The sequence below is a fragment of the Luteimicrobium sp. NPDC057192 genome (genome assembly GCF_042670205.1).
Lineage (GTDB): Bacteria > Actinomycetota > Actinomycetes > Actinomycetales > Cellulomonadaceae > Luteimicrobium.
Genome location: NZ_JBHUWD010000040.1, coordinates 19,890 through 39,479 on the forward strand (window position 1 = coordinate 19,890; position 19,590 = coordinate 39,479).

Here is a 19,590-nt window from a genome sequence, read left to right on the forward strand (position 1 = left end):
TCGCGCAACCCGTGCGCGGTCGCAGCAGTTCCCGTACTTCGCGAAGTAGGCCGCGCGGCAGGGTACTTCGGCGGGGCCGGCGAGGTCTCGCCGCTGCCCGACGGCGAGACGACGGTCGAGCGGGTGGGTGCGGGGAGGTGGTGAAGGGCGTCAAGGAGTGCGCACGGCCCCCAGGGCCGAAGCGCGACAGCCCGAACCAGCCCGCCGCGCCCACCCGCGGACCCAGCCGGGGCGCTCCGCTCGCGTCAGGAGAGGTCGTTCGACGCGGCGGTGCCTCGCGCGTCCAGCTCCATCTCCTCGCCGTACGCGGTGAGCGAGCGGTGGTAGCGCTGGACGAGGCTGCCGAGCGCCGCGACGGCCACGCCGACGCCCTCGCGCGGGGAGCCCGCGTCGGCGAGGGCGAGCGCGAGGAAACCGTCGAGCTGGGCGTCGAGGTCGTCGGACGGCTCGCCCCGCTCGGCCCGCAGCACGGCCACGGCCTCGTCGGCGCGGCCGACGTTCCGCAGCGAGCTCGCGAGCTGGATCACGGTCTGGCGGCGGCGGTCGGGTGCCAGCCCGGCGTCGAGCGCGGCCCGGTAGAACGTGATGGCCTGCTCGGGCGCGCCGGTGGAGTCCCAGGCGCTGCCCGTCTCGTAGAGGGCGACGGGGTGGCCGGCGGGCAGCTCGGCGACGAGGGTCCCGACGGCGGCGCGCAGCTCGTCGTCGGGGATCTCGACGGTGCGGGCTTCGTACCAGACGGCGGCGAGCCGTTCCTCCCACGCTCCGGCGGGCGCGTTGTGCTCGGCGGCGTCTGACGGCGTCGGGGGCTGCTGCGGGAGTGCGGTCATCGGGCCATCACATCACGACGGGCCGGCGGGTCGGGCATCCGCCCGGGCGTAGCGGGCGGCCAGCGCGCGGACCTCGGCCTGTACCTCGGGTGGGTCGAGGACCTCGAACTCGGCGTCGAGCCAGGCGAGGTAGCGGGCGAGGGCGACGGCCGTCTCGGCGCCTGCGTCGAGCAGGCACGAGGTGTCGTCCCGGGCGGTGACGGTCCCGACGGCGGGGCTCACCCGCTCGCGCACCGCGTCGACGGGGGCGTGGACGACGACCTGCGCCCGCACGCGCGCTCCGGCCGCGCCGACACCCCGCCGGACGAGGTCCGCTGGGTCGGCGGGGAGCTCGCGCGGGGTGAACCGCGGGCCGTTCGGCGTGGCGGGCCGGCCGCAGCGGTCGAGCCGGAACGTGCGCCAGTCGCCGCGTTCGAGGTCCCACGCGAGCAGGTACCAGCGCCGGCCCCAGACGACGAGCCGGTGGGGCTCGACGCGTCGTCGAGACCCGGCCCCGTCGTGGCGCGCGTAGTCGAACCGGACCGTCTCGCGGTCGCGCACCGCCGCAGCGAACGCGGCGAGGGTGTCGCTGTCGACGACCGCCACCTCGCCGTCGGGCGGGACGTCGACCGTGGCGCCGGCAAGCGCGACGACGCGGGCGCGCAGACGCGGCGGGAGGACCTGCTCGAGCTTGGCGATCGCCCGTGCGGCCGACTCGTCGATCCCGCTCACGGGGTTCCGGGCGGCGGTGCGCAGGCCGACGGCGATCGCGACGGCCTCGTCGTCGGACAGGAGGAGCGGCGGCATCGCCGCACCGGCCTCGAGCCGGTACCCGCCCGCGACCCCCCGAGTGGCGGCGACGGGGTAGCCGAGAGCGCGCAGGCGCTCGACGTCGCGGCGCACCGTGCGCTCGCCCACCTCGAGCCGTGCCGCGAGCTCGTGCCCGGTCCACTCGCGGCGCGCCTGGAGCAGCGAGAGCAGCTCGAGCAGCCGCGCGGAGGTCTCCTGCATGTCCTCCATCCTGGCGCCGATTCAGGACAGAAGCTGACCTGAAAGCCGCCGAGGCTGGGACGTGCAGCCGGTGAGACGCACCGGCGAAGCGACGAGGAGCCCGCCATGACCGTGCAGGAGCACCCCCAGCAGACCCGCCCGGAACCGTCGAAGCCTCCCGGCGTCATCGAGCCCTTCGAGGTCGTCGTGGACCCGGAGCGGGTCACGGACCTCCGGGACCGGCTCGCACGCACCGCGTGGCCCGTCGAGCCCGCGGGCGCGGGCGCCGACCAGGGGATGCCGGTCGCGACCGTGCGGGCGCTCGCGGACCGGTGGCGAGCCCTCGACCTCGAGGAGGTCGCCGCGCGCGTCAACGCCCACCCGCAGTTCACGGCGACCGTCGACGGACAGCGCGTCCACTTCTGGCACGTGCGTGCCGCCCGGCCGTCCGGCTCGCCCGCGACCGCCCTCCTGCTGCTGCACGGTTGGCCGTCGACGCTCCTCGAGTACGCGCGCGTCGTCGGGCCGCTCACGGACCCAGCGGCGCACGGCGCGCCGGACGCTCCCGCCTTCGACGTCGTCGTCCCGTCGCTGCCCGGCTTCGGCTTCTCGGGCCCGACGACGGAGACCGGCTGGGACAGCGCGCGCAGCGCACGGGCGCTCGCCGCGCTCATGGCGGGGCTCGGGTACGAGCGGTGGGGCGTCGTCGGGAACGACGTCGGAGCGCTGGTGGCGCGCGAGCTCGGGATCCTCGCGCCCGAGGGCCTCGTCGGGGTGCACGTCCAGCAGGTCTTCGCGTTCCCCACGGACGACGCCGAGCTCGCACGGCTGAGCGACGCGGACCGTGCGAGCCTCACGACCGGCTCGACGGCGGACTTCCGGGCGAAGGCGGGCTACCAGCCGATCCAGGAGAAGCGCCCGCAGACCCTCGCGTTCGCGCTCGAGGACTCGCCGGCCGGGCTGCTCGCGTGGAACGCGGAGCTGTGGAGCGGGTTCGGCGAGCAACCGGTCGACGCCCGCGAGTACCTCGCGCACCTGACGATCTACTGGCTCACGCGCACGGCGGGCTCGGCGGCCCGGCTCTACCTCGAGAACGCACGCACGGGCGCGGGGTACCGGGACCTCACCAACCCGGTGCCGACGGCGGTCGCGGTGTTCCCCGAGGACTTCCGGTCGCTGCGGCCGTGCGTCGAACGGTCCACGAACCTCGTGCGGTACACTGAGCTGCCGCGGGGCGGCCACTTCGCGGCGGTGACCGACCCGGACCTCGTCACGGCGGACGTGCGGGAGTTCTTCGCGTCGCTGTGACCACGGATGTCGGCTCCGCGGGAGACAATGGGTCCCATGCCGGTCTACCGCGACGAGGCGCTCGTGCTGCGCGCCCAGAAGCTGGGCGAGGCCGACCGCATCGTCACCCTGCTGACCCGCGAGCACGGCAAGGTCCGCGCCGTGGGCAAGGGGGTGCGGCGCACGTCGTCGCGCGTGGGCGCACGCCTCGAGCCGTTCATGTTCGTCGACGCGCAGCTCTACGCGGGCCGCACGCTCGACGTCGTGACCCAGGTGGAGACCGTCGGGCCGTACGCGAGCGAGATCGCGAGGGACTACGCGCTCTACACCGCCGGCACCGCGATGCTCGAGACCGCCGACCGGCTCACCGAGGAGGGCGAGCCCGCCGTCCAGCAGTTCTGGCTCCTCGCCGGGGCGCTGCGGGCGCTGGCCGAGCACCACCACGCGTCCGGCCTGGTGCTCGACTCCTACCTGCTGCGGGCGCTGTCCGTGGCGGGGTGGGCGCCGAGCTTCACCGACTGTGCCCGGTGCGGCGAGCCCGGGCCGCACACGGCGTTCTCCGTCGCGACCGGCGGTGCCGTCTGCCCGCGGTGCCGGCCGCCGGGCTCGACGGCGCCGGCGCCCGAGACGTTCGCGCTCCTCGCGGCGCTGCTCGCCGGCGAGTGGTCGACGGCGGACGCGTCCTCGCCGCGGCACCGCAGCGAGGCGAGCGGCCTCGTCGCGGCGTACTCCCAGTTCCACCTCGAGCGGCGTCTGCGGTCCCTGCGGCTCGTCGAGCGCGAGCCCGAGCGGACCGAGCCCGCCGCCCCCATCGACCCGGACCGACTGACGGAGACCACCTTCCTGTGATGGCACGACCTTCCCGCCGCGGCTCCGCGCCCGCCGCCCGCCCCGAGCGCGTCGCGCCGACGCCGCACGTCTCGGGGGCCCGCCCGCCCGCGATCCCGCGCGAGGTGCTGCCTCAGCACGTCGCCGTCGTCATGGACGGCAACGGCCGCTGGGCCAACGCCCGCCACCTGCCCCGCACGGCGGGCCACGAGGCCGGCGAGGTCGCGCTCAACGACGTCGTCGCGGGCGCCGTCGAGCTCGGGATCTCGCACGTGTCCGCGTACGCGTTCTCGACGGAGAACTGGAAGCGCTCGCCCGAGGAGGTTCGCTTCCTCATGGGCTTCAACCGCGAGACGATCCGCCGCCGCCGCGACCTGTGGGACTCGTGGGGCGTCCGGATCCGGTGGGCCGGGCGGCAGCCGCGGCTGTGGGGGAGCGTCGTCAAGGAGCTGCAGGTCGCGGAGCGCCAGACGGCGGGCAACGACGGGCTCACCCTCACCCTGTGCGTCAACTACGGCGGCCGTCTCGAGATCACCGATGCCGTGCGCTCGCTCGCGGCCGAGGTCGCGGCCGGTCGCCTCGACCCGTCGCGCATCACCGAGAAGACCATCGCGAAGCACCTGTACGACCCCGACATGCCCGACGTCGACCTGTTCCTGCGGTCGTCGGGGGAGCAGCGGACGTCGAACTTCCTGCCGTGGCAGTCCGCGTACGCGGAGCTGGTGTTCGTCCCCGAGCTCTGGCCGGACGTCGACCGGCTCGTCCTGTGGCGCGCGGTCGAGGAGTACGCGCGCCGGGACCGCCGCTACGGCGGCGCGATCGACGCCGTCGCTGCGGCCTCGGGGGAGCAGGAGCGATGACCGCGGGGCCGGAGGACATCGAGGTCGGTGTGCCCGCGCCCCGCCTCGTGCTGACCGAACGCCTCGTCCTCGCGGCCGTCACGCCGGACGACGTCGACGACCTGTTCGCGCTCAACACCGACCCCGCGGTCTGGTGGCACTTCCCGTCGGGCCGGCACGTCGACCGGGCGCAGACCGAGCGGTTCGTCGCGATGTGCGAGACGTCGTGGGAGCGCGACGGGCTCGGCTACTGGACGCTGCGCGACCCGGGCTCGCACATCCTCCTCGGAGTCGGCGGCTGCATGGGCGTGCGCGACGTCGCGTGGAACCTCTACTACCGGGTGCGGCCCGCGTCCCAAGGGCAGGGGTACGCGACCGAGCTCGTCCGCACGGCGCGGGCGTGCGCCGCGGACGCGGATCCCGACCGACCCGTCGTGGCGAGCCTGCTCGAGCACAACGTGCGCTCGCGGGCCGTGGTGGAGCGTGCGGGGCTCACCCTGGTCTACCGGGGCCCGGACCGGGGCAACCCGGACCCGTCCGCGGTGCGCCTGCTGTTCGCCGACCGGGCGGTCGCGGGCGACGTCCTCGCGCGGCTCGTGCGCGGCGCTGACGTCGCCGCAGGCCCGGACGAGCGGGACACCCGCGGCACGCCTACGGTCGAGGCATGAGCCTGACGATCGGCATGGTGACGTTCGACTCGGCCGATCCGGCGCCGCTCGCACAGTGGTGGGCGGACGTCCTGGGTGGCGGCGTGGACGACGACGGCGGGGGCTGGTTCTTCCTGGTCGGCACGCCCGACGGCTTCCCGAACCTGGGATTCCAGCGCGTCGAAGACCCGACGCCGGGCAAGAACCGCGTGCACCTCGACCTCGGCGCGGACGACCGCGCGGCCGAGGTGGCCCGACTCGTGCACGCGGGGGCCGGCGTCGTGGGCGAGCACTCGATCCCCGGTTACCGGTGGACCGTGCTGGCGGACCCGCAGGGCAACCAGTTCTGCGTCGGCGCCGAGGACGACGCCGTGACGACCTTCAGCTGACGCCCGCCGCGCGGCACTCCGCGCAGGTGCCGAAGAGCTCGACGGTGTGCTGGATGTCGGTGAACCCGTGCTGGGCGCCCACGGACGCGGCCCATGCCTCGACGCTCGGCCCGTCGATCTCGACGGCGCGGCCGCAGGTCCGGCACACGAGGTGGTGGTGGTGCTCCTGCTTGGCGCACCGCCGGTAGACGTTCTCTCCGCCCTCGGTCCGCAGCACGTCGACCGCACCCTCGTCGGCGAGGACCTGGAGCGCGCGGTAGACGGTCGCGAGGCCGATCCCGTCGCCGCCCGCGCGCAGGTGCTCGTGGAGCTGCTGGGCGGAGCGGAAGTCGTCCAGGTCGTCGAGGGCGTGCTGGACGGCGACGCGCTGCTTGGTGATGCGCTGCACGGCTGGTCTCCGGCGGTCGGTGGGCGGGGGCGCTTGTCGATTCTCATTCTCATCTAGCGGGGTGAGCGGTGTCAAAGGGCGCGGGGAGGCCGGGGCGCGACCGGTACGCTGGGACCTCCGATCGCAAGCCCCCACCTGCCCGCACGCCATGCGGGCAGCCGTCTCCGAGGAGTGCCCCGTGGCCCCTGTCTCCCGTCTCGACGCCGTCGTCTCGCTCGCCAAGCGGCGAGGCTTCGTGTTCCCGTCCGGCGAGATCTACGGCGGTACCCGCTCCGCCTGGGACTACGGGCCCCTGGGCGTGGAGCTCAAGGAGAACATCAAGCGCCAGTGGTGGCGCGCGATGGTGACGAGCCGCGACGACATCGTCGGCCTCGACTCCGCCGTCATCCTGCCCCGCCAGGTGTGGGTGGCCTCCGGCCACGTCGGCGTCTTCACGGACCCGCTCACCGAGTGCCTCCACTGCCACAAGCGGTTCCGCGAGGACCAGATGATCGAGGAGTTCGAGGAGAAGAAGGGCCGGGCGCCCGAGGGCGGCCTCGCCGAGATCGTCTGCCCGAACTGCGGCACCCGCGGCCAGTGGACCGAGCCCCGCGACTTCAACATGATGCTCAAGACCTACCTCGGCCCCGTCGAGGACGAGTCCGGCCTGCACTACCTGCGGCCCGAGACCGCGCAGGGCATCTTCGTGAACTTCGGCAACGTGTCGTCGGCCGCGCGCAAGAAGCCGCCGTTCGGCATCGCGCAGATCGGCAAGTCGTTCCGCAACGAGATCACGCCCGGCAACTTCATCTTCCGCACGCGCGAGTTCGAGCAGATGGAGATGGAGTTCTTCGTCGAGCCCGGGTCGGACGCCGAGTGGCACCAGTACTGGATCGACACCCGCACCTCCTGGTACACGGGCCTTGGCATCTCGCCCGAGAACCTGCGCCTCTACGAGCACCCGAAGGAGAAGCTCTCGCACTACTCGACGCGCACCGTCGACATCGAGTACCGCTTCGGCTTCCAGGGCTCCGAGTGGGGCGAGCTCGAGGGCATCGCGAACCGCACCGACTTCGACCTCAAGACGCACGCCGAGCACTCGGGCAAGGACCTGTCCTACTTCGACCAGGAGAAGAACGAGCGCTGGGTGCCGTACGTCATCGAGCCCGCCGCGGGCCTGACGCGCTCGCTCATGGCGTTCCTCGTCGAGGCCTACGAGGAGGACGAGGCCCCCAACGCGAAGGGCGGCGTCGACAAGCGCACGGTGCTGCGGCTCGACCCGCGCCTCGCGCCTGTCAAGGCTGCCGTCCTGCCGCTGTCGCGCAACGAGAACCTGTCGCCCAAGGCGCGCGACCTCGCCGCCGAGCTGCGCCAGGCGTGGAACGTCGACTTCGACGACGCCGGCGCGATCGGCCGCCGCTACCGCCGCCAGGACGAGATCGGCACGCCGTTCTGCATCACCGTCGACTTCGACACGCTCGACGACCAGGCCGTGACGATCCGCCACCGCGACTCGATGAAGCAGGAGCGCGTCGCGCTCGACCAGGTCACCGCGTACCTGGCGACGCACCTCGTCGGCGCCTGACGCCTGCACGACGACGGCCGGTGGCCACGGGGGAGTCCCGTGGCCGCCGGCCGTCGTCGTACCCGGGGCGGGCGTGCGTCAGACCCAGCTCATGGTCGCGAGGTCGAACCGGTGAGTGGCGCCGTGGGCGTCCCGGAGCGTGAGGACTCCCTGCGACTCGGACTCGAGCGTCAGGGCCCCCGTCCCCTTGAGCGTGTAGGGGTCACCGAAGCCGCCCGACCCCGTCACGACACGGACCTCGCCGGTGCTCGTCGGCCCGGTGGCGGCATCGGCCTTGGCGCCGGCCGAGACGACCGTCGGCCGACCGCCGATCCACCCGTTCCACTGCGCGTGCTTGGTTAGCACGAACATGCTCGCCGGCGTCGGGCTGTCCTCGGCCGGGAATATGCCGGCCGAGACGACGTCGGGCACGCCGGTGTCCTTCTTCGGGTGCCGCGTGGACGCCACGGCGCTCATGAGCGGCTCGAGGTCGTTCGCCGCCACGAGGCCGGAGCCGGATGACATCGCCTGAGCGCTCAGGTGCTCGAGCACGGTGCGCTGGTCGGCTGTGACATCGACCGTGTAACCGCTCGCCGGCGCGAGGCGAACCATGGCGATGTCGGACCCGGAGGTCCATCCGCTGAAGACGTCGTAGGCGTAGTGCTTGCCCTTCGCGTCGCGGTAGGTGAGTTCGGAGCCGTCGCTGAGCGCGCGGCCCTTCTTGTCCGTGATCAGCGTGAGCGTGCCCGACCCCGCCGGGCCGACGAACGTGTCCTGCCCGCTGGTTCCCTCCGGCGAGACCGTGCTCTCGCGGAGCATCGCGTGCTGGGCGTCCCACGCGAGCGTGACCCGGTTCACGTTGTCCCACCCGATCCACGAGGTCAGCCGCTGCGTGTACCGCTCGGGGAACACGAAGTAACCGAGCTCGACGGCATCGGTGTGCGGGTGCCGGGCGTTGGCGGCATCAGCCTGGGTGACGAGCGCGTCGAGACGGAAGCTGAAGTCTTCCCAGACGGACGCGTCGTACGGCGTGTCCATCGCGTCGTACATCTCCTGCTCGAGCAGCTCGGCCTTCGCGACCACCGAGCCACCGAGGACCGCTGTGCTGTCCGTCGCGACGCGCTGAGCCGTGGGCCCCGAGGCGGGCGTCGCGCCGGTGGTCGTCGCGGGCGCGGAGAGGCGGGCAGTCGGGGCGGGCGTCGAGACGCCCGCCGGCGTGGCGACGCTCGTTCCGCGCGGTCCGGTGATCGGGAGCATCGGAGCGACGGCGACGGCTACCACGCCGACGGCGGCCACGACGGACCCGACCTGCCAGGCGTGACGGGTGCGGACGCGGCGCCGACCGAGGTGCAGCGTGGTGGCGGCGTCGACCGACATGGTCGGGACGGTGGCGCTCGCGCGCTCCCGCAGCGAGCGGGCGAACTCGTCGTCGGTGCTCATGACGCGCTCCTCTCGGTCTCGGTGAGCGTGCCCCGCAGGGTGGCGAGGCCTCTCGACGCGGTGGACTTGACGGTGCCGACGCTGACCCCGAGGCTCGCGGCGACCTCGGCCTCGGGGAGCCCGACCAGGTGGCGCAGGACGACGATCCGGCGAGCCCGTGGCGACAGGAGGGCGAGCGCCCGGGTGAGCTGGTCGCGGTCGTCGGCGGTGGCGTGCTCGTCCCGGCCTGCGGGCGTGAGGGCGGCGAGGTCGGACGGCTCGGAGAGCACCTCGCGCCGTCGTCGCCGCCAGGTGTCGATGCGCTGGTTGACGAGGATCCGCCGTGCGTACGCGAGCGGGTCGGTGGCGGCCGCGCGGTGCCATGCGGTGTACGTGCGGACGAGGGCCTGCTGGACGAGCTCCTCGGCGCGGTGCGCGTCCCCGGTCAGGAACCACGCGGTCCGGAGGAGGTCGCCCGAGTGCGCCTCCATGAACGCGGTGAAGGCCCGGTCCCGGTCCGGCTTCTCGCAGTCGGTGGCAGGGTCGTCCGGGGTGGTGGACTCGGTCGCGTGCACGGGCACGGTCCGTCCGGGCCGCGCGGCGTCCCCTGGCTGCGGTGCGATCGTCATCGTCGTCACCCCCTTCACACGCACCGGCGCCCCAGAAGGTTGAGTCCCGGCAAGGTACGGGGTGAGTCTGCCGTACGAGCCGGCCGGACGGCGGCGCTCGTCGGGCGGTGCGGCGCGTGTCACCGCCGAGCCGTGACAGATGTCATGAGTCGCCTGTGACAGTCGTCGGTGCCGCTGACCTGCGCGTTCGCCCAGGATGGTGCCATGACCACACCGCAGGGCCCCGGAAGCCTCCCCACGACGCCCGCGCTCGCGCTGCACGGGCTGCACAAGCAGTTCTCGTCGCCGTCGGGCACGGTGCGCGCCGTGAACGGCATCGACCTCACGATCATGCCGGGCGAGGTCGTCGCGTTCCTCGGCCCGAACGGCGCCGGCAAGACGACGACCATCGACATGGTGCTCGGGCTGTCGCAGCCGTCGTCGGGCACGCTCGAGGTCTTCGGCCGCAGCCCCGAGGACGCGATCGCCGCCGGCCGCGTCGCGGCCGTCATGCAGACGGGCGGCCTGCTCCGCGACATCACGGTCGCCGAGACCGTCGAGCTCACGGCCTCGCTGTTCGGCCGTACCGGGTCCGCGACCCCGTACCTCGAGCGCGCCGGCATCGCCGACATCGCGGACCGGATGGTCGGCAAGTGCTCGGGCGGACAGCAGCAGCGGCTGCGGTTCGCGATGGCGCTCGTGTCCGAGCCGGACCTGCTGCTGCTCGACGAGCCGACCACCGGCATGGACGTCGAGGGCCGGCGCGAGTTCTGGGCGGCGATCCGCCAGGACGCCGCCCGCGGCCGCACGGTCGTCTTCGCGACGCACTACCTCGAGGAGGCGGACGCGTACGCCGACCGCATCATCCTCGTCAGCCAGGGCCGGATCGTCGCGGACGGCTCGGCCGCCGAGGTCAAGAACCTCGCGTCCGGCCGCACGGTGACCGCGCTGATCGACGCCGAGGCCGAGCCCGGCCGCGTCCTCGACGGCGTCCGGGCGCTGCCCGGCGTCGACACCGTCGAAGAGCGTGGGAACCGCCTCATCGTCCGCACCTCCGACTCGGACACCGTGGCGCGCTACCTCCTCACGAGCACCCGGGCGCGCGACCTCGAGGTCACCGCCGAGAACCTCGAGGAGGCGTTCGTCGCGCTCACCTCGGCACACCCGTCCACCGACGCCGCCGCGCCGGCCACCGCCGTCACCGAAGGAGCCCTCCGATGAGCACGCTCGCCCCCAGCTCCGCCCCCAGCCCGACGCGACCCGCCGCGACCCGGATCGGCGCCTCCGCCGTCGGGCACGGGGTCAGCGCGACCTACCTGCGGCTCGAGCTGCGCCGGTTCGTCCGCAACCGCCGGACGCTGATCTTCTCGCTCGTCATGCCGCCGGTGTTCTTCCTGATCTTCGGCCTGTCGTCGGACTACACGACCGAGAAGGCCGGCAACGGCAACGTCACGTCGTGGATCCTCGTCTCGATGGCCCTGTACGGCGCGCTGCTCACGGCGACGTCGGGCGGCGCGAGCGTCTCGGTCGAGCGGGCGCAGGGCTGGACCCGCCAGCTCCGGCTGACGCCGCTGCGACCCTGGGCGTACGTCGTGACGAAGATCGCCGCGACCATGGCGCTCGGCGCGGTCTCCGTGCTCATCACGATGGGGGTGGGGCTCGCGCTCGGCAAGGCCGACATGCCGTTCTACGCCTGGATCCTCGCGCCGCTGATCGCCTGGGTCGGTTCGCTCGTGTTCGCCGCGTTCGGCCTGTTCATGGGCTACCTGCTCCCGTCCGAGAACGTCATGCAGATCCTCGGCCCGGTCCTCGCGCTGTTGTCCTTCGCGGGCGGCCTGTTCGTCCCGCTCGGCGACAACTGGTTCGCTGACGTCGCGAAGACCATGCCGACCTACGGCCTCGCCGAGCTGACCCGCGCACCCCTCGGCGACGGGTTCTCCTGGCTCGCCGTGCTCAACGTCGTCGCCTGGGCCGTGGTCTTCTCCCTCGGCGCCGCTTGGCGGTACCGCAAGGACACGGCGCGCGTGTGACCAGCCCGTTCTCGCCCGCGCGCACGCGACCCACCGCTACGGTGGGTCGCGTGAGCGCGTCGTCCCCACCCCCGCCGTCGACCGACGAACGCCACCCCATGGGTCGGTCGCTGGCCGCGGCGGTCGCAGGCCCGAACGCCACGGAGGAGCGGCAGCGCAGGGTCTGGCGGCTCGTCGGCCCGATGTTCGGTGCGGTGTGGGTCGTGTTCCTCAGCGAGCCGGCCCGCGCGTCCTGGCAGAACCCCGACCCGGTCCTGCGATGGTGCGGGATCCTCGGCGTGGCGCTCAGCGCGGTCGGGTTTGTCATGTCGGTGTTCCTGCTGCGCCAGACGTTCGCCGTCGAGGGGCGCAACGGCCGGTGGTGGGCCGTGTTCTCCGTCGCCATCCAGGTGGTCGGCGTGGTCCTCGCCTGCCTGGCGGCCCAGGAGCACGGGCTCGTCGGCACGGTCTTCATCAGCGTGTCCGCGGTCTACCTCCTTCGCACGCCCCGCGTGCTGCTCGTCACCGCCGGGCTGGCGGTCGTCATGTTCGTCCTGCCCCGGGTGATCCCCGGCTGGGAGCCGGAGGACGGCAACATCGCGGCCCTCGTCCTCGCGACCCTCGCGACGTTCGGGTTCGCCCAGCTCGTCGAGCGCAACCGGCAGCTCCAGCTCGCCCAGGAGGAGGTCGCGGCGCTCGCCGTGTCGCGCGAGCGTGAGCGCATCGCCCGCGACATGCACGACGTCCTGGGCCACTCGCTCACCGTCATCTCCGTGAAGTCGGAGCTCGCCGGGCGGCTCGTCGAGGCCGACCCGTCGCGCGCCGCCGCCGAGGTCGCCGACATCCAGGCCCTCGCGCGGTCGGCGCTCGCGGACGTGCGTGGCATGGTCACGGCGACCCGGCACGTCACGCTCGCCGGCGAGCTCGCCGCCGCCCGCCGCGCGCTCGACGCGGCGGGCATCGAGGCGCAGCTGCCGGGCGCCGTCGACGCCGTCCCCGAGGACCTGCGCGAGGTGTTCGCGTGGACGGTCCGCGAAGGCACGACCAACGTGCTCCGCCACGCCGCCGCGGGGCGCGTCGTGGTGACGCTCGCGCCGGACCGGATCGTCGTCGAGGACGACGGCCGGGGCGCCGCGCCCTGCCCCGACGACACCGAGGAGGGGGGCTCCGCACAGGCGGAGCCCGCCGGCTCGCCGGGCGACGCGCCCGGGCACGGTCTCGCCGGGCTGCGAGAGCGGGCCGACGCCGCGGGCGCGACCCTTGAGACCGGACCCAGCTCGCTGGGGGGCTTCCGTCTCGCCGTGCGCGCGCGCCGTCGGTCGGGCGCCCTGACAGGTGCGAGGATCGGGCGGTGACGATCCGGCTCCTCCTCGCGGACGACCAAGCTCTCGTGCGCGGCGCGCTGGCCGCGCTGCTCGACCTCGAGCCCGACCTCGAGGTCGTCGCCCAGGTGGGGCGGGGCGACGAGGTCGTCGACGCCGCTCGCGCCGCGCGCGCCGACGTCGCCCTGCTCGACGTCGAGATGCCCGGCCTCGACGGCATCGCGGCCGCCGGCGCGCTCCGGCAGGGCTACCCCGACTGCCGGTCGCTCATCGTCACGACCTTCGGCCGGCCCGGCTACCTGCGCCGGGCCCTCGACGCGGGCGCGAGCGGGTTCGTGGTCAAGGACACGCCGGCCGAGCAGCTCGCGGACGCCGTGCGCCGCGTCCACAGCGGGCTGCGCGTGGTCGACCCGGACCTCGCGGTCGAGTCGCTCACCGTGGGGGAGAGCCCCCTCACCGAGCGGGAGCGCGACGTCCTGCTCCGTGCCGCCGACGGCGGCACGGTCGCCGAGGTCGCGAAGGCCGCGTTCCTGTCGGAGGGGACGGTCCGGAACTACCTGTCGTCGGCGATCGGGAAGACGGGTGCCCGCACGCGGGCGGAGGCCGTCCGGATCGCCCAGGAGAACGGCTGGCTGTGACCCGGCGCGGGCCCGCCCCGCATCGATGGGACAATGGGGACGTGACAACGCCCACCTCCACCGTCAGCACGCTGCTGCCCCCGCTGCGCATCGGGCCGCACACGATCGACACCCCGGTCGTGCTCGCGCCCATGGCAGGCGTGACGAACAAGGCGTTCCGGACGCTGTGCCGCGAGCACGGCGCGGGCCTGTACGTCGCGGAGATGGTCACGAGCCGTGCGCTCGTCGAACGGCACCCGGCCACCCTGCGCATCGTCACCTTCGACGAGGGCGAGTCGCCCCGGTCCGCCCAGGTCTACGGCGTGGACCCGGCGACCGTCGCGGGCGCCGTCCGGATGCTGGCGGCCGAGGGTCTGGCGGACCACGTGGACCTCAACTTCGGCTGCCCGGTGCCCAAGGTCACCAAGCGGGGCGGCGGCGGCGCGCTCCCGTGGAAGCGCGAGCTGTTCACGCGCATCGTCGCCGGCGCGGTCGAGGCGGGCGGCGCGTACGGGGTTCCGGTCACGGTCAAGACCCGCAAGGGCATCGACGACGACCACCTCACCTACCTCGACGCCGGTCTCATCGCCGAGCGCGAGGGCGCCGCGGCGATCGCGCTCCATGCGCGCACCGTCGAGCAGCACTACTCCGGGACCGCCGACTGGGCGGCGATCGCGACGCTCAAGGAGACCGTCCGCAGCATCCCGGTGCTCGGCAACGGCGACATCTGGTCCGCCGAGGACGCCGTCCGGATGGTGCAGGTGACGGGCGCCGACGGCGTCGTCGTGGGGCGCGGGTGCCAAGGGCGGCCGTGGCTGTTCGCGGACCTGGCCGCCGCGTTCGCCGGGTCGGACGAGCGCATCCGCCCGGGCCTGCGCGAGGTCGCCGACACCATCTACCGCCACGGCGAGCTGCAGGTCGACTACTGGGAGGACGAGGGCAAGGGCATGCGCGACCTGCGCAAGCACATGGCCTGGTACCTCAAGGGCTACGCGGTCGGCGGCGAGGCACGGTCGCAGCTCGCGCTGGTGTCCACGCTCGCGGAGCTGCGCGAGCGCCTCGACGCGCTCGACCTCGACCAGCCGTACCCCGGCGAGGGCGCCGAGGGGCCGCGCGGACGATCGGGCACCCCGAAGACGGCGCACCTGCCGTACGGGTGGCTGGACTCGCGCGAGCTCACCGCCGAGCACCGGCAGCAGCTCGTCGAGGCGGAGCTGAGCGTCTCCGGCGGCTGACCAGCCTTCGCGACGGGCCCCGCGCGGACGCCGACCTCGCGAAAGACCGGCGGCCCGTCTCCCCTCGTGAGGGAGGCGGGCCGCCGGTCTGCGTCGTGGGCGGGTCAGGCGCGGTACCAGACCGTGGTGTCCGAGGGGACGGCTGCCGCGCCGGCCTCGTCCGTGAGCTCGCCCGAGGCGACGAGCACCTCGGCGCCCGCCGGGAGCGCGACCGGTGCGTCGCCCAGGTTCGCCAGCACGACGACGTCGCGGTTGCGGAGCGCGACGACGTGGGGGTCGTCGGCGAAGACGCCGAGCCACGCGAGGTCGCCGGTGCCCAGCGCCTCGGCCTTGCGCAGCCGCAGGGCGGTCCGGTACAGGTCGAACGTCGACCCGACGGTGGCGCGCTCGACGTCGGCCGCGTGCGCCGCGTACGACGAGGGCTGCGGGAGCCACGCCGCGCCGTCGGGCGAGAACCCGTAGGCGGGGGAGTGGGCCTCCCACGGCATGGGGATGCGGCAGCCGTCGCGGCCTGCCTCGGCGCCGCCCGTGCGGAAGAAGGCGGGGTCCTGGCGGACGACGTCCTCGAGCGTGGTGTGCTCGGGCAGGCCGAGCTCCTCGCCCTGGTAGACGTACGACGAGCCGGGCAGCCCGAGCATGAGGAGGCTGGCTGCGCGGGCGCGGCGCAGGCCGAGCTCGGCGTCGGGCTGCGGGTCGGTCGCGAACAGGCCGTTGGGGCGGTTCTCCGGCTCGGCGAGGCCGAGGCGCGAGGCGTGCCGGACGACGTCGTGGTTGGACAGCACCCAGGTGGTGGGAGCGCCGACCGCGTCGTTGGCCCGGAACGAGGACTCGACGACGCCGCGGAGGCGCGCTGCGTCCCACCCGGCGACCAGGAAGGAGAAGTTGAACGCCTGGTGCATCTCGTCGGGGCGGACGTAACGCGCGAGCCGCGAGAGCGGCTCGACCCACGCCTCGGCGACCATCGCGCGGTCGCCGTCGTACTCGTCGAGGATCCGGCGCCAGGCGCGGTAGATCTCGTGGACGCCGTCCTGGTCGAACATCGGGCCGGAGTTGCCCGAGCCGTTCACGGCGTCGGTCCCGTCGCCGTCGGCGCCGTCCACCATCGCGACGTGGCCGTCCCAGTCGGGCAGGCCGTCGGCCTTGACCATGCCGTGCGCGACGTCGACGCGGAAGCCGTCGACGCCCCGGTCGAGCCAGAACCGCAGGACGTCCTCGAACTCGGCGCGGACCTCGGGGTTGGACCAGTCGAGGTCGGGCTGGGAGGAGTCGAACAGGTGCAGGTACCACTGGCCGGGCGTGCCGTCGGCGCGGGTGGTGCGGGTCCACGCGGGGCCGCCGAAGATCGACTGCCAGTTGTTCGGCGGCTCCTCGCCGCCGGCGCCGCGACCCTCGCGGAACAGGTAGCGCCCGCGCTCGGGCGAGCCCTCGTCCGCGGCGAGCGCGGCCTGGAACCAGACGTGCTGGTCGGAGGTGTGGTTGGGCACCAGGTCGACGACGACCCGCACGCCGCGCGCGTGCGCCGCCTCGAGCAGGACGTCGAAGTCCTCGAGGGTGCCGAACAGCGGGTCGACGTCGCGGTAGTCGGCGACGTCGTAGCCGGCGTCCTTCTGCGGCGAGCGGTAGAACGGCGAGAGCCAGAGCGCGTCCACGCCGAGCTCGACGAGGTGGTCGAGGTGCGCGGTGATGCCCGGCAGGTCGCCGACGCCGTCGCCGTTCGAGTCGGCGAAGGACCGCGGGTACACCTGATAGATCACCGCGTCGCGCCACCAGCTGCCCTGGGCCGCGCCGGCAGCGTGGACGGTGACGGCCTCGGTCGAGGGCGCAGGCGTCGAATCGATTCGGGTCATGGGAGGGCTGTCCTCGCGTCGTCGGGGAGGGGTGGCGTCTCGCTGGGTGATCAGAACGGCAAGACTGCGATGTACGTTGCAGCATCCTTGCACAACCCGCCGGGCGCCCGTCAACCGGGCCACGCCGACGCCCGTCCGGGCGGGCGAGGGGAGCACGGACGCCGGCCCGGACGGCGTCGGGCGCGCGGACGGCCGGGGCGTCAGACGGCGGCGACGGCCACGGGTGCGCTCCCCGTGGACTCGCGCACCACGAGCTCGGGCTGGAAGAGGAGCTCGCTGCGGGGCGCGCGGTCGCCCGAGATCTCGGTGAGCAAAGCCGCCACCGCTGCCCGGCCCATCGCCGCCACCGGCTGGCGGACGGTCGTGAGCGGCGGGTCCGTGAACGCGATCAGCGGCGAGTCGTCGTAGCCGACCACCGACATGTCGGCGGGGACGGCGAGCCCGCGCGCGCGGACCGCGCGCGTGACGCCCAGCGCCATGAGGTCGCTCGCGCACACGACCGCGGTGTGCCCGCTCCCGAGCAGCTCCTCGGCGGCCGCCTGCCCGCCCTCGAGGGTGAAGAGCGTGTTGACGACGTGCGTGCGCGCCTCCGCCTCGTCGGCCACCAGGCCGTGCTGGACGAGCGCGCGGACGAAGCCCTCCTGCTTGCGCTGGGTCGGGACGAACCGCGTGGGGCCCGCAGCCAGGCCGATGTTGCGGTGCCCGAGGCTCACGAGGTGACGCACGGCGAGCTCGGCGGCCTGGGCGTCGTCGGCCGAGACGAACGGGGCGTCGATGCCGTCGGCGAAGCCTCCGACGAGGACGATCGGCATGCCGCGCTCGCGCAGCCGCACGTAGCGGTCGCGGCCGGCCTGCGTGTCCGCGTGGAGGCCGGAGACGAACACGATGCCGTCGACGCCGTGCTCCATGAGGATCTCGACGTACTCGTCCTCGGTGGTCCCGCCGGGGGACTGCGTGCAGAGCACCGGGGTGTAGCCGGCGTCGGCGAGGTGGTCCTCGATCACCTGGGCGAACGCGGGGAACACCGGGTTGACGAGCTCGGGCACGACGAGGCCGATGAGCCCGGCCGACCGGTGCTTGAGCCGTTCGGGGCGCTCGTAGCCGAGCTGGTCGAGCGCCGAGAGGACGGCCTGGCGGGTCTCGCGGGAGACGTTGGCCTTGCCGTTCAGGACACGCGACACCGTCGCGGTGCTCACGCCCGCGAGCTGGGCCAGGTCTGCAAGACGGGTACGCACGGGTACGAGCGTAGTGGTCCGGCGCACAGGACCTCCTTGTCGCTGGGTTCTGGCCGGTCTCGTGACCGGCGCACGCGGCCCGCCGTCGTCGGCGGGGCGCTGGACTGCAACGAAACTGTAACGACGACGATCCCGTTGCTGCAAGCGGTTGCACAGCGAGGGGTCCTTCGCCTACGGTCATGCCATCCGAGGCCGACGGCGGCGTGTGCATGCCGTGCGGCCGCACTCCGACCTCGATTGGGAGACACACCGATGCGACGGAGCATCTTCTCGGCGACGGCGGTCGCCCTCGGCGCGGCCCTCGCGCTCACCGCCTGCTCGTCCGACTCGGGCAGCGGCGACAAGCCCTCCACGCCCTCGGTCGCGACGACGACCGACGCGCCGAAGCTCAGCGGCAGCCTCACGGTCTGGGTCGACGAGACCCGGATCGACGTGTTCAAGAAGCTCGCCGAGCAGTACCAGAAGCAGTCCGGCGTCCAGGTCAAGGTCGTCCAGAAGGCCTCGGCCGACATCCGCGCCGACTTCGTCAAGCAGGAGCCGACCGGCGAGGGCCCCGACATCATCGTCGGAGCCCACGACTGGACCGGCCAGCTCGTCACCAACGGCACCGTCCAGCCCATCGAGCTCGGCGCCAAGGCCGGCGAGTTCGCGCCCGTCACCGTCTCCGCGTTCACGTACGACGGCCAGGTCTACGGCGTTCCCTACGCGATCGAGAACATCGCGCTCGTGCGGAACAACAAGCTCGCGAGCAGCACGCCCGACTCGCTCGACGCCCTCATCACCCAGGGCAAGCAGATCGAGGCCAAGAACTCGAAGGTCAAGTACCCCTTCGTCGTCCAGCAGGGCAAGGACGGCGACCCGTACCACCTGTACCCGCTGCAGACCTCGTTCGGCGCCCCCGTCTTCAAGCAGAACGACGACGGCTCGTACACCGACACCATCGCGATGGGCGGCGACAACGGCCACAAGTTCGCGCAGTACCTGCAGAAGCTCGGCAAGGATGGCGTGCTCGACACCGCGATCGACTCCCAGAAGGCGACCGACGCGTTCACGCACGGCCAGACGCCGTACATCATCACGGGCCCGTGGAACACGCCCGCCTTCAAGAAGGCCGGGCTCGACATCACGGTCCTCCCGGTCCCGAGCGCGGGCGGCGAGAAGTCGCAGCCGTTCGTCGGCGTCCAGGGCGCCTACATCAGCGCGAAGGCGCAGAACCCGATCGTGGCCAACGACTTCGTGACCAACTTCCTGGGTGACGAGTTCGCCCAGACCGAGCTGTACGAGGCGGGGCAGCGCATGCCGGCGCTCACCGCCGCGGCCGACAAGGTCAGCGACCCGATCATCAAGGGCTTCACCGAGGCTGCGGGCGAGTCGCCGATGCCGTCGATCCCCGCGATGGACTCCGTGTGGGCGTTCTGGGGCACGACCGAGGCCCAGATCATCTCCGGCAAGGCGAAGGACCCGAGCGCGGCCTGGGACACCATGATCAAGAACATCCAGGCAGCCATCGACAAGTCGAAGGGCTGACGACCCGGAGGGCCTGAGGGCCCCCCGACGGGCCGACCGGGCGCGACGCGCGCC

19 protein-coding genes are annotated in these 19,590 nt (G+C 73.5%); 12 read left to right on the top strand and 7 right to left on the bottom strand.

What is annotated here, in order from left to right; genetic code table 11:
• Nucleotides 1-245 precede the first annotated feature (245 nt).
• Complete coding sequence (locus ACFT5B_RS16730; protein ID WP_386800294.1) at nt 246-827, bottom strand: tetratricopeptide repeat protein; 582 nt, start codon at nt 825-827, stop codon at nt 246-248.
• A gap of 12 nt (nt 828-839) precedes the next feature.
• Nucleotides 840-1,817 (bottom strand): helix-turn-helix transcriptional regulator, encoded by a 978-nt coding sequence (locus ACFT5B_RS16735; RefSeq protein WP_386800296.1) that lies wholly within the window; start codon nt 1,815-1,817, stop codon nt 840-842.
• Between the two features lie 105 nt (nt 1,818-1,922).
• Here ACFT5B_RS16735 and ACFT5B_RS16740 point away from each other — a divergent pair, with 105 nt between their 5' ends.
• Genes ACFT5B_RS16740 through ACFT5B_RS16760 form a run of 5 tightly spaced genes read left to right on the top strand, consistent with a single transcriptional unit; the run spans nt 1,923 to nt 5,786 of the window.
• Entirely contained in the window at nt 1,923-3,104 is a 1,182-nt protein-coding gene (locus ACFT5B_RS16740; protein ID WP_386800298.1) for an epoxide hydrolase family protein, read from the top strand.
• 36 nt (nt 3,105-3,140) lie between these two features.
• Complete coding sequence (gene recO, locus ACFT5B_RS16745; RefSeq protein WP_386800300.1) at nt 3,141-3,932, top strand: DNA repair protein RecO; 792 nt, start codon at nt 3,141-3,143, stop codon at nt 3,930-3,932.
• Entirely contained in the window at nt 3,932-4,771 is an 840-nt protein-coding gene (locus ACFT5B_RS16750) for an isoprenyl transferase (RefSeq protein WP_386800302.1), read from the top strand. The genes recO and ACFT5B_RS16750 overlap by 1 nt, the downstream gene beginning before the upstream one ends.
• Nucleotides 4,768-5,418 (top strand): GNAT family N-acetyltransferase, encoded by a 651-nt coding sequence (locus ACFT5B_RS16755; RefSeq protein WP_386800304.1) that lies wholly within the window; start codon nt 4,768-4,770, stop codon nt 5,416-5,418. The genes ACFT5B_RS16750 and ACFT5B_RS16755 overlap by 4 nt, the downstream gene beginning before the upstream one ends.
• Entirely contained in the window at nt 5,415-5,786 is a 372-nt protein-coding gene (locus ACFT5B_RS16760; protein WP_386800306.1) for a VOC family protein, read from the top strand. The genes ACFT5B_RS16755 and ACFT5B_RS16760 overlap by 4 nt, the downstream gene beginning before the upstream one ends.
• Here ACFT5B_RS16760 and ACFT5B_RS16765 read toward each other — a convergent pair.
• The gene (locus ACFT5B_RS16765; protein WP_386800308.1) at nt 5,779-6,174 is read right to left on the bottom strand and encodes a Fur family transcriptional regulator; all 396 of its coding nucleotides are present in this window, start codon (nt 6,172-6,174) and stop codon (nt 5,779-5,781) included. The two genes, ACFT5B_RS16760 and ACFT5B_RS16765, sit on opposite strands and share 8 nt — an antisense overlap.
• 148 nt (nt 6,175-6,322) lie before the next feature.
• On the opposite strand from ACFT5B_RS16765, the gene ACFT5B_RS16770 reads away from it, so the two are divergent.
• Nucleotides 6,323-7,738 carry a glycine--tRNA ligase gene (locus ACFT5B_RS16770; protein WP_386800310.1) on the top strand — a complete coding sequence of 472 codons (1,416 nt, stop codon included), beginning with the start codon at nt 6,323-6,325 and terminating at the stop codon, nt 7,736-7,738.
• Nucleotides 7,739-7,816: 78 nt separating this feature from the next.
• On the opposite strand, the gene ACFT5B_RS16775 is transcribed toward ACFT5B_RS16770, so the two are convergent.
• Together ACFT5B_RS16775 and ACFT5B_RS16780 are read right to left on the bottom strand one after the other, a co-directional pair.
• Complete coding sequence (locus tag ACFT5B_RS16775) at nt 7,817-9,157, bottom strand: hypothetical protein (RefSeq protein ID WP_386800312.1); 1,341 nt, start codon at nt 9,155-9,157, stop codon at nt 7,817-7,819.
• Nucleotides 9,154-9,765, bottom strand: a complete 612-nt coding sequence (locus tag ACFT5B_RS16780) for a SigE family RNA polymerase sigma factor (RefSeq protein ID WP_386800314.1) — start codon at nt 9,763-9,765, stop codon at nt 9,154-9,156. The genes ACFT5B_RS16775 and ACFT5B_RS16780 overlap by 4 nt, the downstream gene beginning before the upstream one ends.
• 204 nt (nt 9,766-9,969) lie before the next feature.
• Here ACFT5B_RS16780 and ACFT5B_RS16785 point away from each other — a divergent pair, with 204 nt between their 5' ends.
• Genes ACFT5B_RS16785 through dusB form a run of 5 tightly spaced genes read left to right on the top strand, consistent with a single transcriptional unit; the run spans nt 9,970 to nt 14,927 of the window.
• Nucleotides 9,970-10,965, top strand: a complete 996-nt coding sequence (locus ACFT5B_RS16785) for an ABC transporter ATP-binding protein (protein WP_386800316.1) — start codon at nt 9,970-9,972, stop codon at nt 10,963-10,965.
• Entirely contained in the window at nt 10,962-11,774 is an 813-nt protein-coding gene (locus ACFT5B_RS16790; RefSeq protein WP_386800318.1) for an ABC transporter permease, read from the top strand. The genes ACFT5B_RS16785 and ACFT5B_RS16790 overlap by 4 nt, the downstream gene beginning before the upstream one ends.
• A gap of 50 nt (nt 11,775-11,824) precedes the next feature.
• Nucleotides 11,825-13,108: a sensor histidine kinase gene (locus ACFT5B_RS16795; protein ID WP_386800319.1), complete on the top strand. Its 1,284-nt coding sequence runs from the start codon at nt 11,825-11,827 to the stop codon at nt 13,106-13,108.
• Nucleotides 13,105-13,713 carry a response regulator gene (locus tag ACFT5B_RS16800; protein ID WP_386800320.1) on the top strand — a complete coding sequence of 203 codons (609 nt, stop codon included), beginning with the start codon at nt 13,105-13,107 and terminating at the stop codon, nt 13,711-13,713. The genes ACFT5B_RS16795 and ACFT5B_RS16800 overlap by 4 nt, the downstream gene beginning before the upstream one ends.
• 41 nt (nt 13,714-13,754) lie before the next feature.
• Nucleotides 13,755-14,927 carry a tRNA dihydrouridine synthase DusB gene (dusB, locus tag ACFT5B_RS16805; RefSeq protein WP_386800321.1) on the top strand — a complete coding sequence of 391 codons (1,173 nt, stop codon included), beginning with the start codon at nt 13,755-13,757 and terminating at the stop codon, nt 14,925-14,927.
• A gap of 104 nt (nt 14,928-15,031) precedes the next feature.
• On the opposite strand, the gene ACFT5B_RS16810 is transcribed toward dusB, so the two are convergent.
• Complete coding sequence (locus ACFT5B_RS16810; RefSeq protein ID WP_386800322.1) at nt 15,032-16,774, bottom strand: glycoside hydrolase family 13 protein; 1,743 nt, start codon at nt 16,772-16,774, stop codon at nt 15,032-15,034.
• Between the two features lie 200 nt (nt 16,775-16,974).
• Nucleotides 16,975-18,009 (bottom strand): LacI family DNA-binding transcriptional regulator, encoded by a 1,035-nt coding sequence (locus tag ACFT5B_RS16815; protein ID WP_386800323.1) that lies wholly within the window; start codon nt 18,007-18,009, stop codon nt 16,975-16,977.
• Nucleotides 18,010-18,261: 252 nt separating this feature from the next.
• Between ACFT5B_RS16815 and ACFT5B_RS16820 the strand changes: the two genes are divergently transcribed.
• On the top strand, nt 18,262-19,536 hold the full coding sequence (locus tag ACFT5B_RS16820; RefSeq protein WP_386800324.1) for an extracellular solute-binding protein: 1,275 nt from the start codon (nt 18,262-18,264) through the stop codon (nt 19,534-19,536).
• Nucleotides 19,537-19,590: the final 54 nt, after the last annotated feature.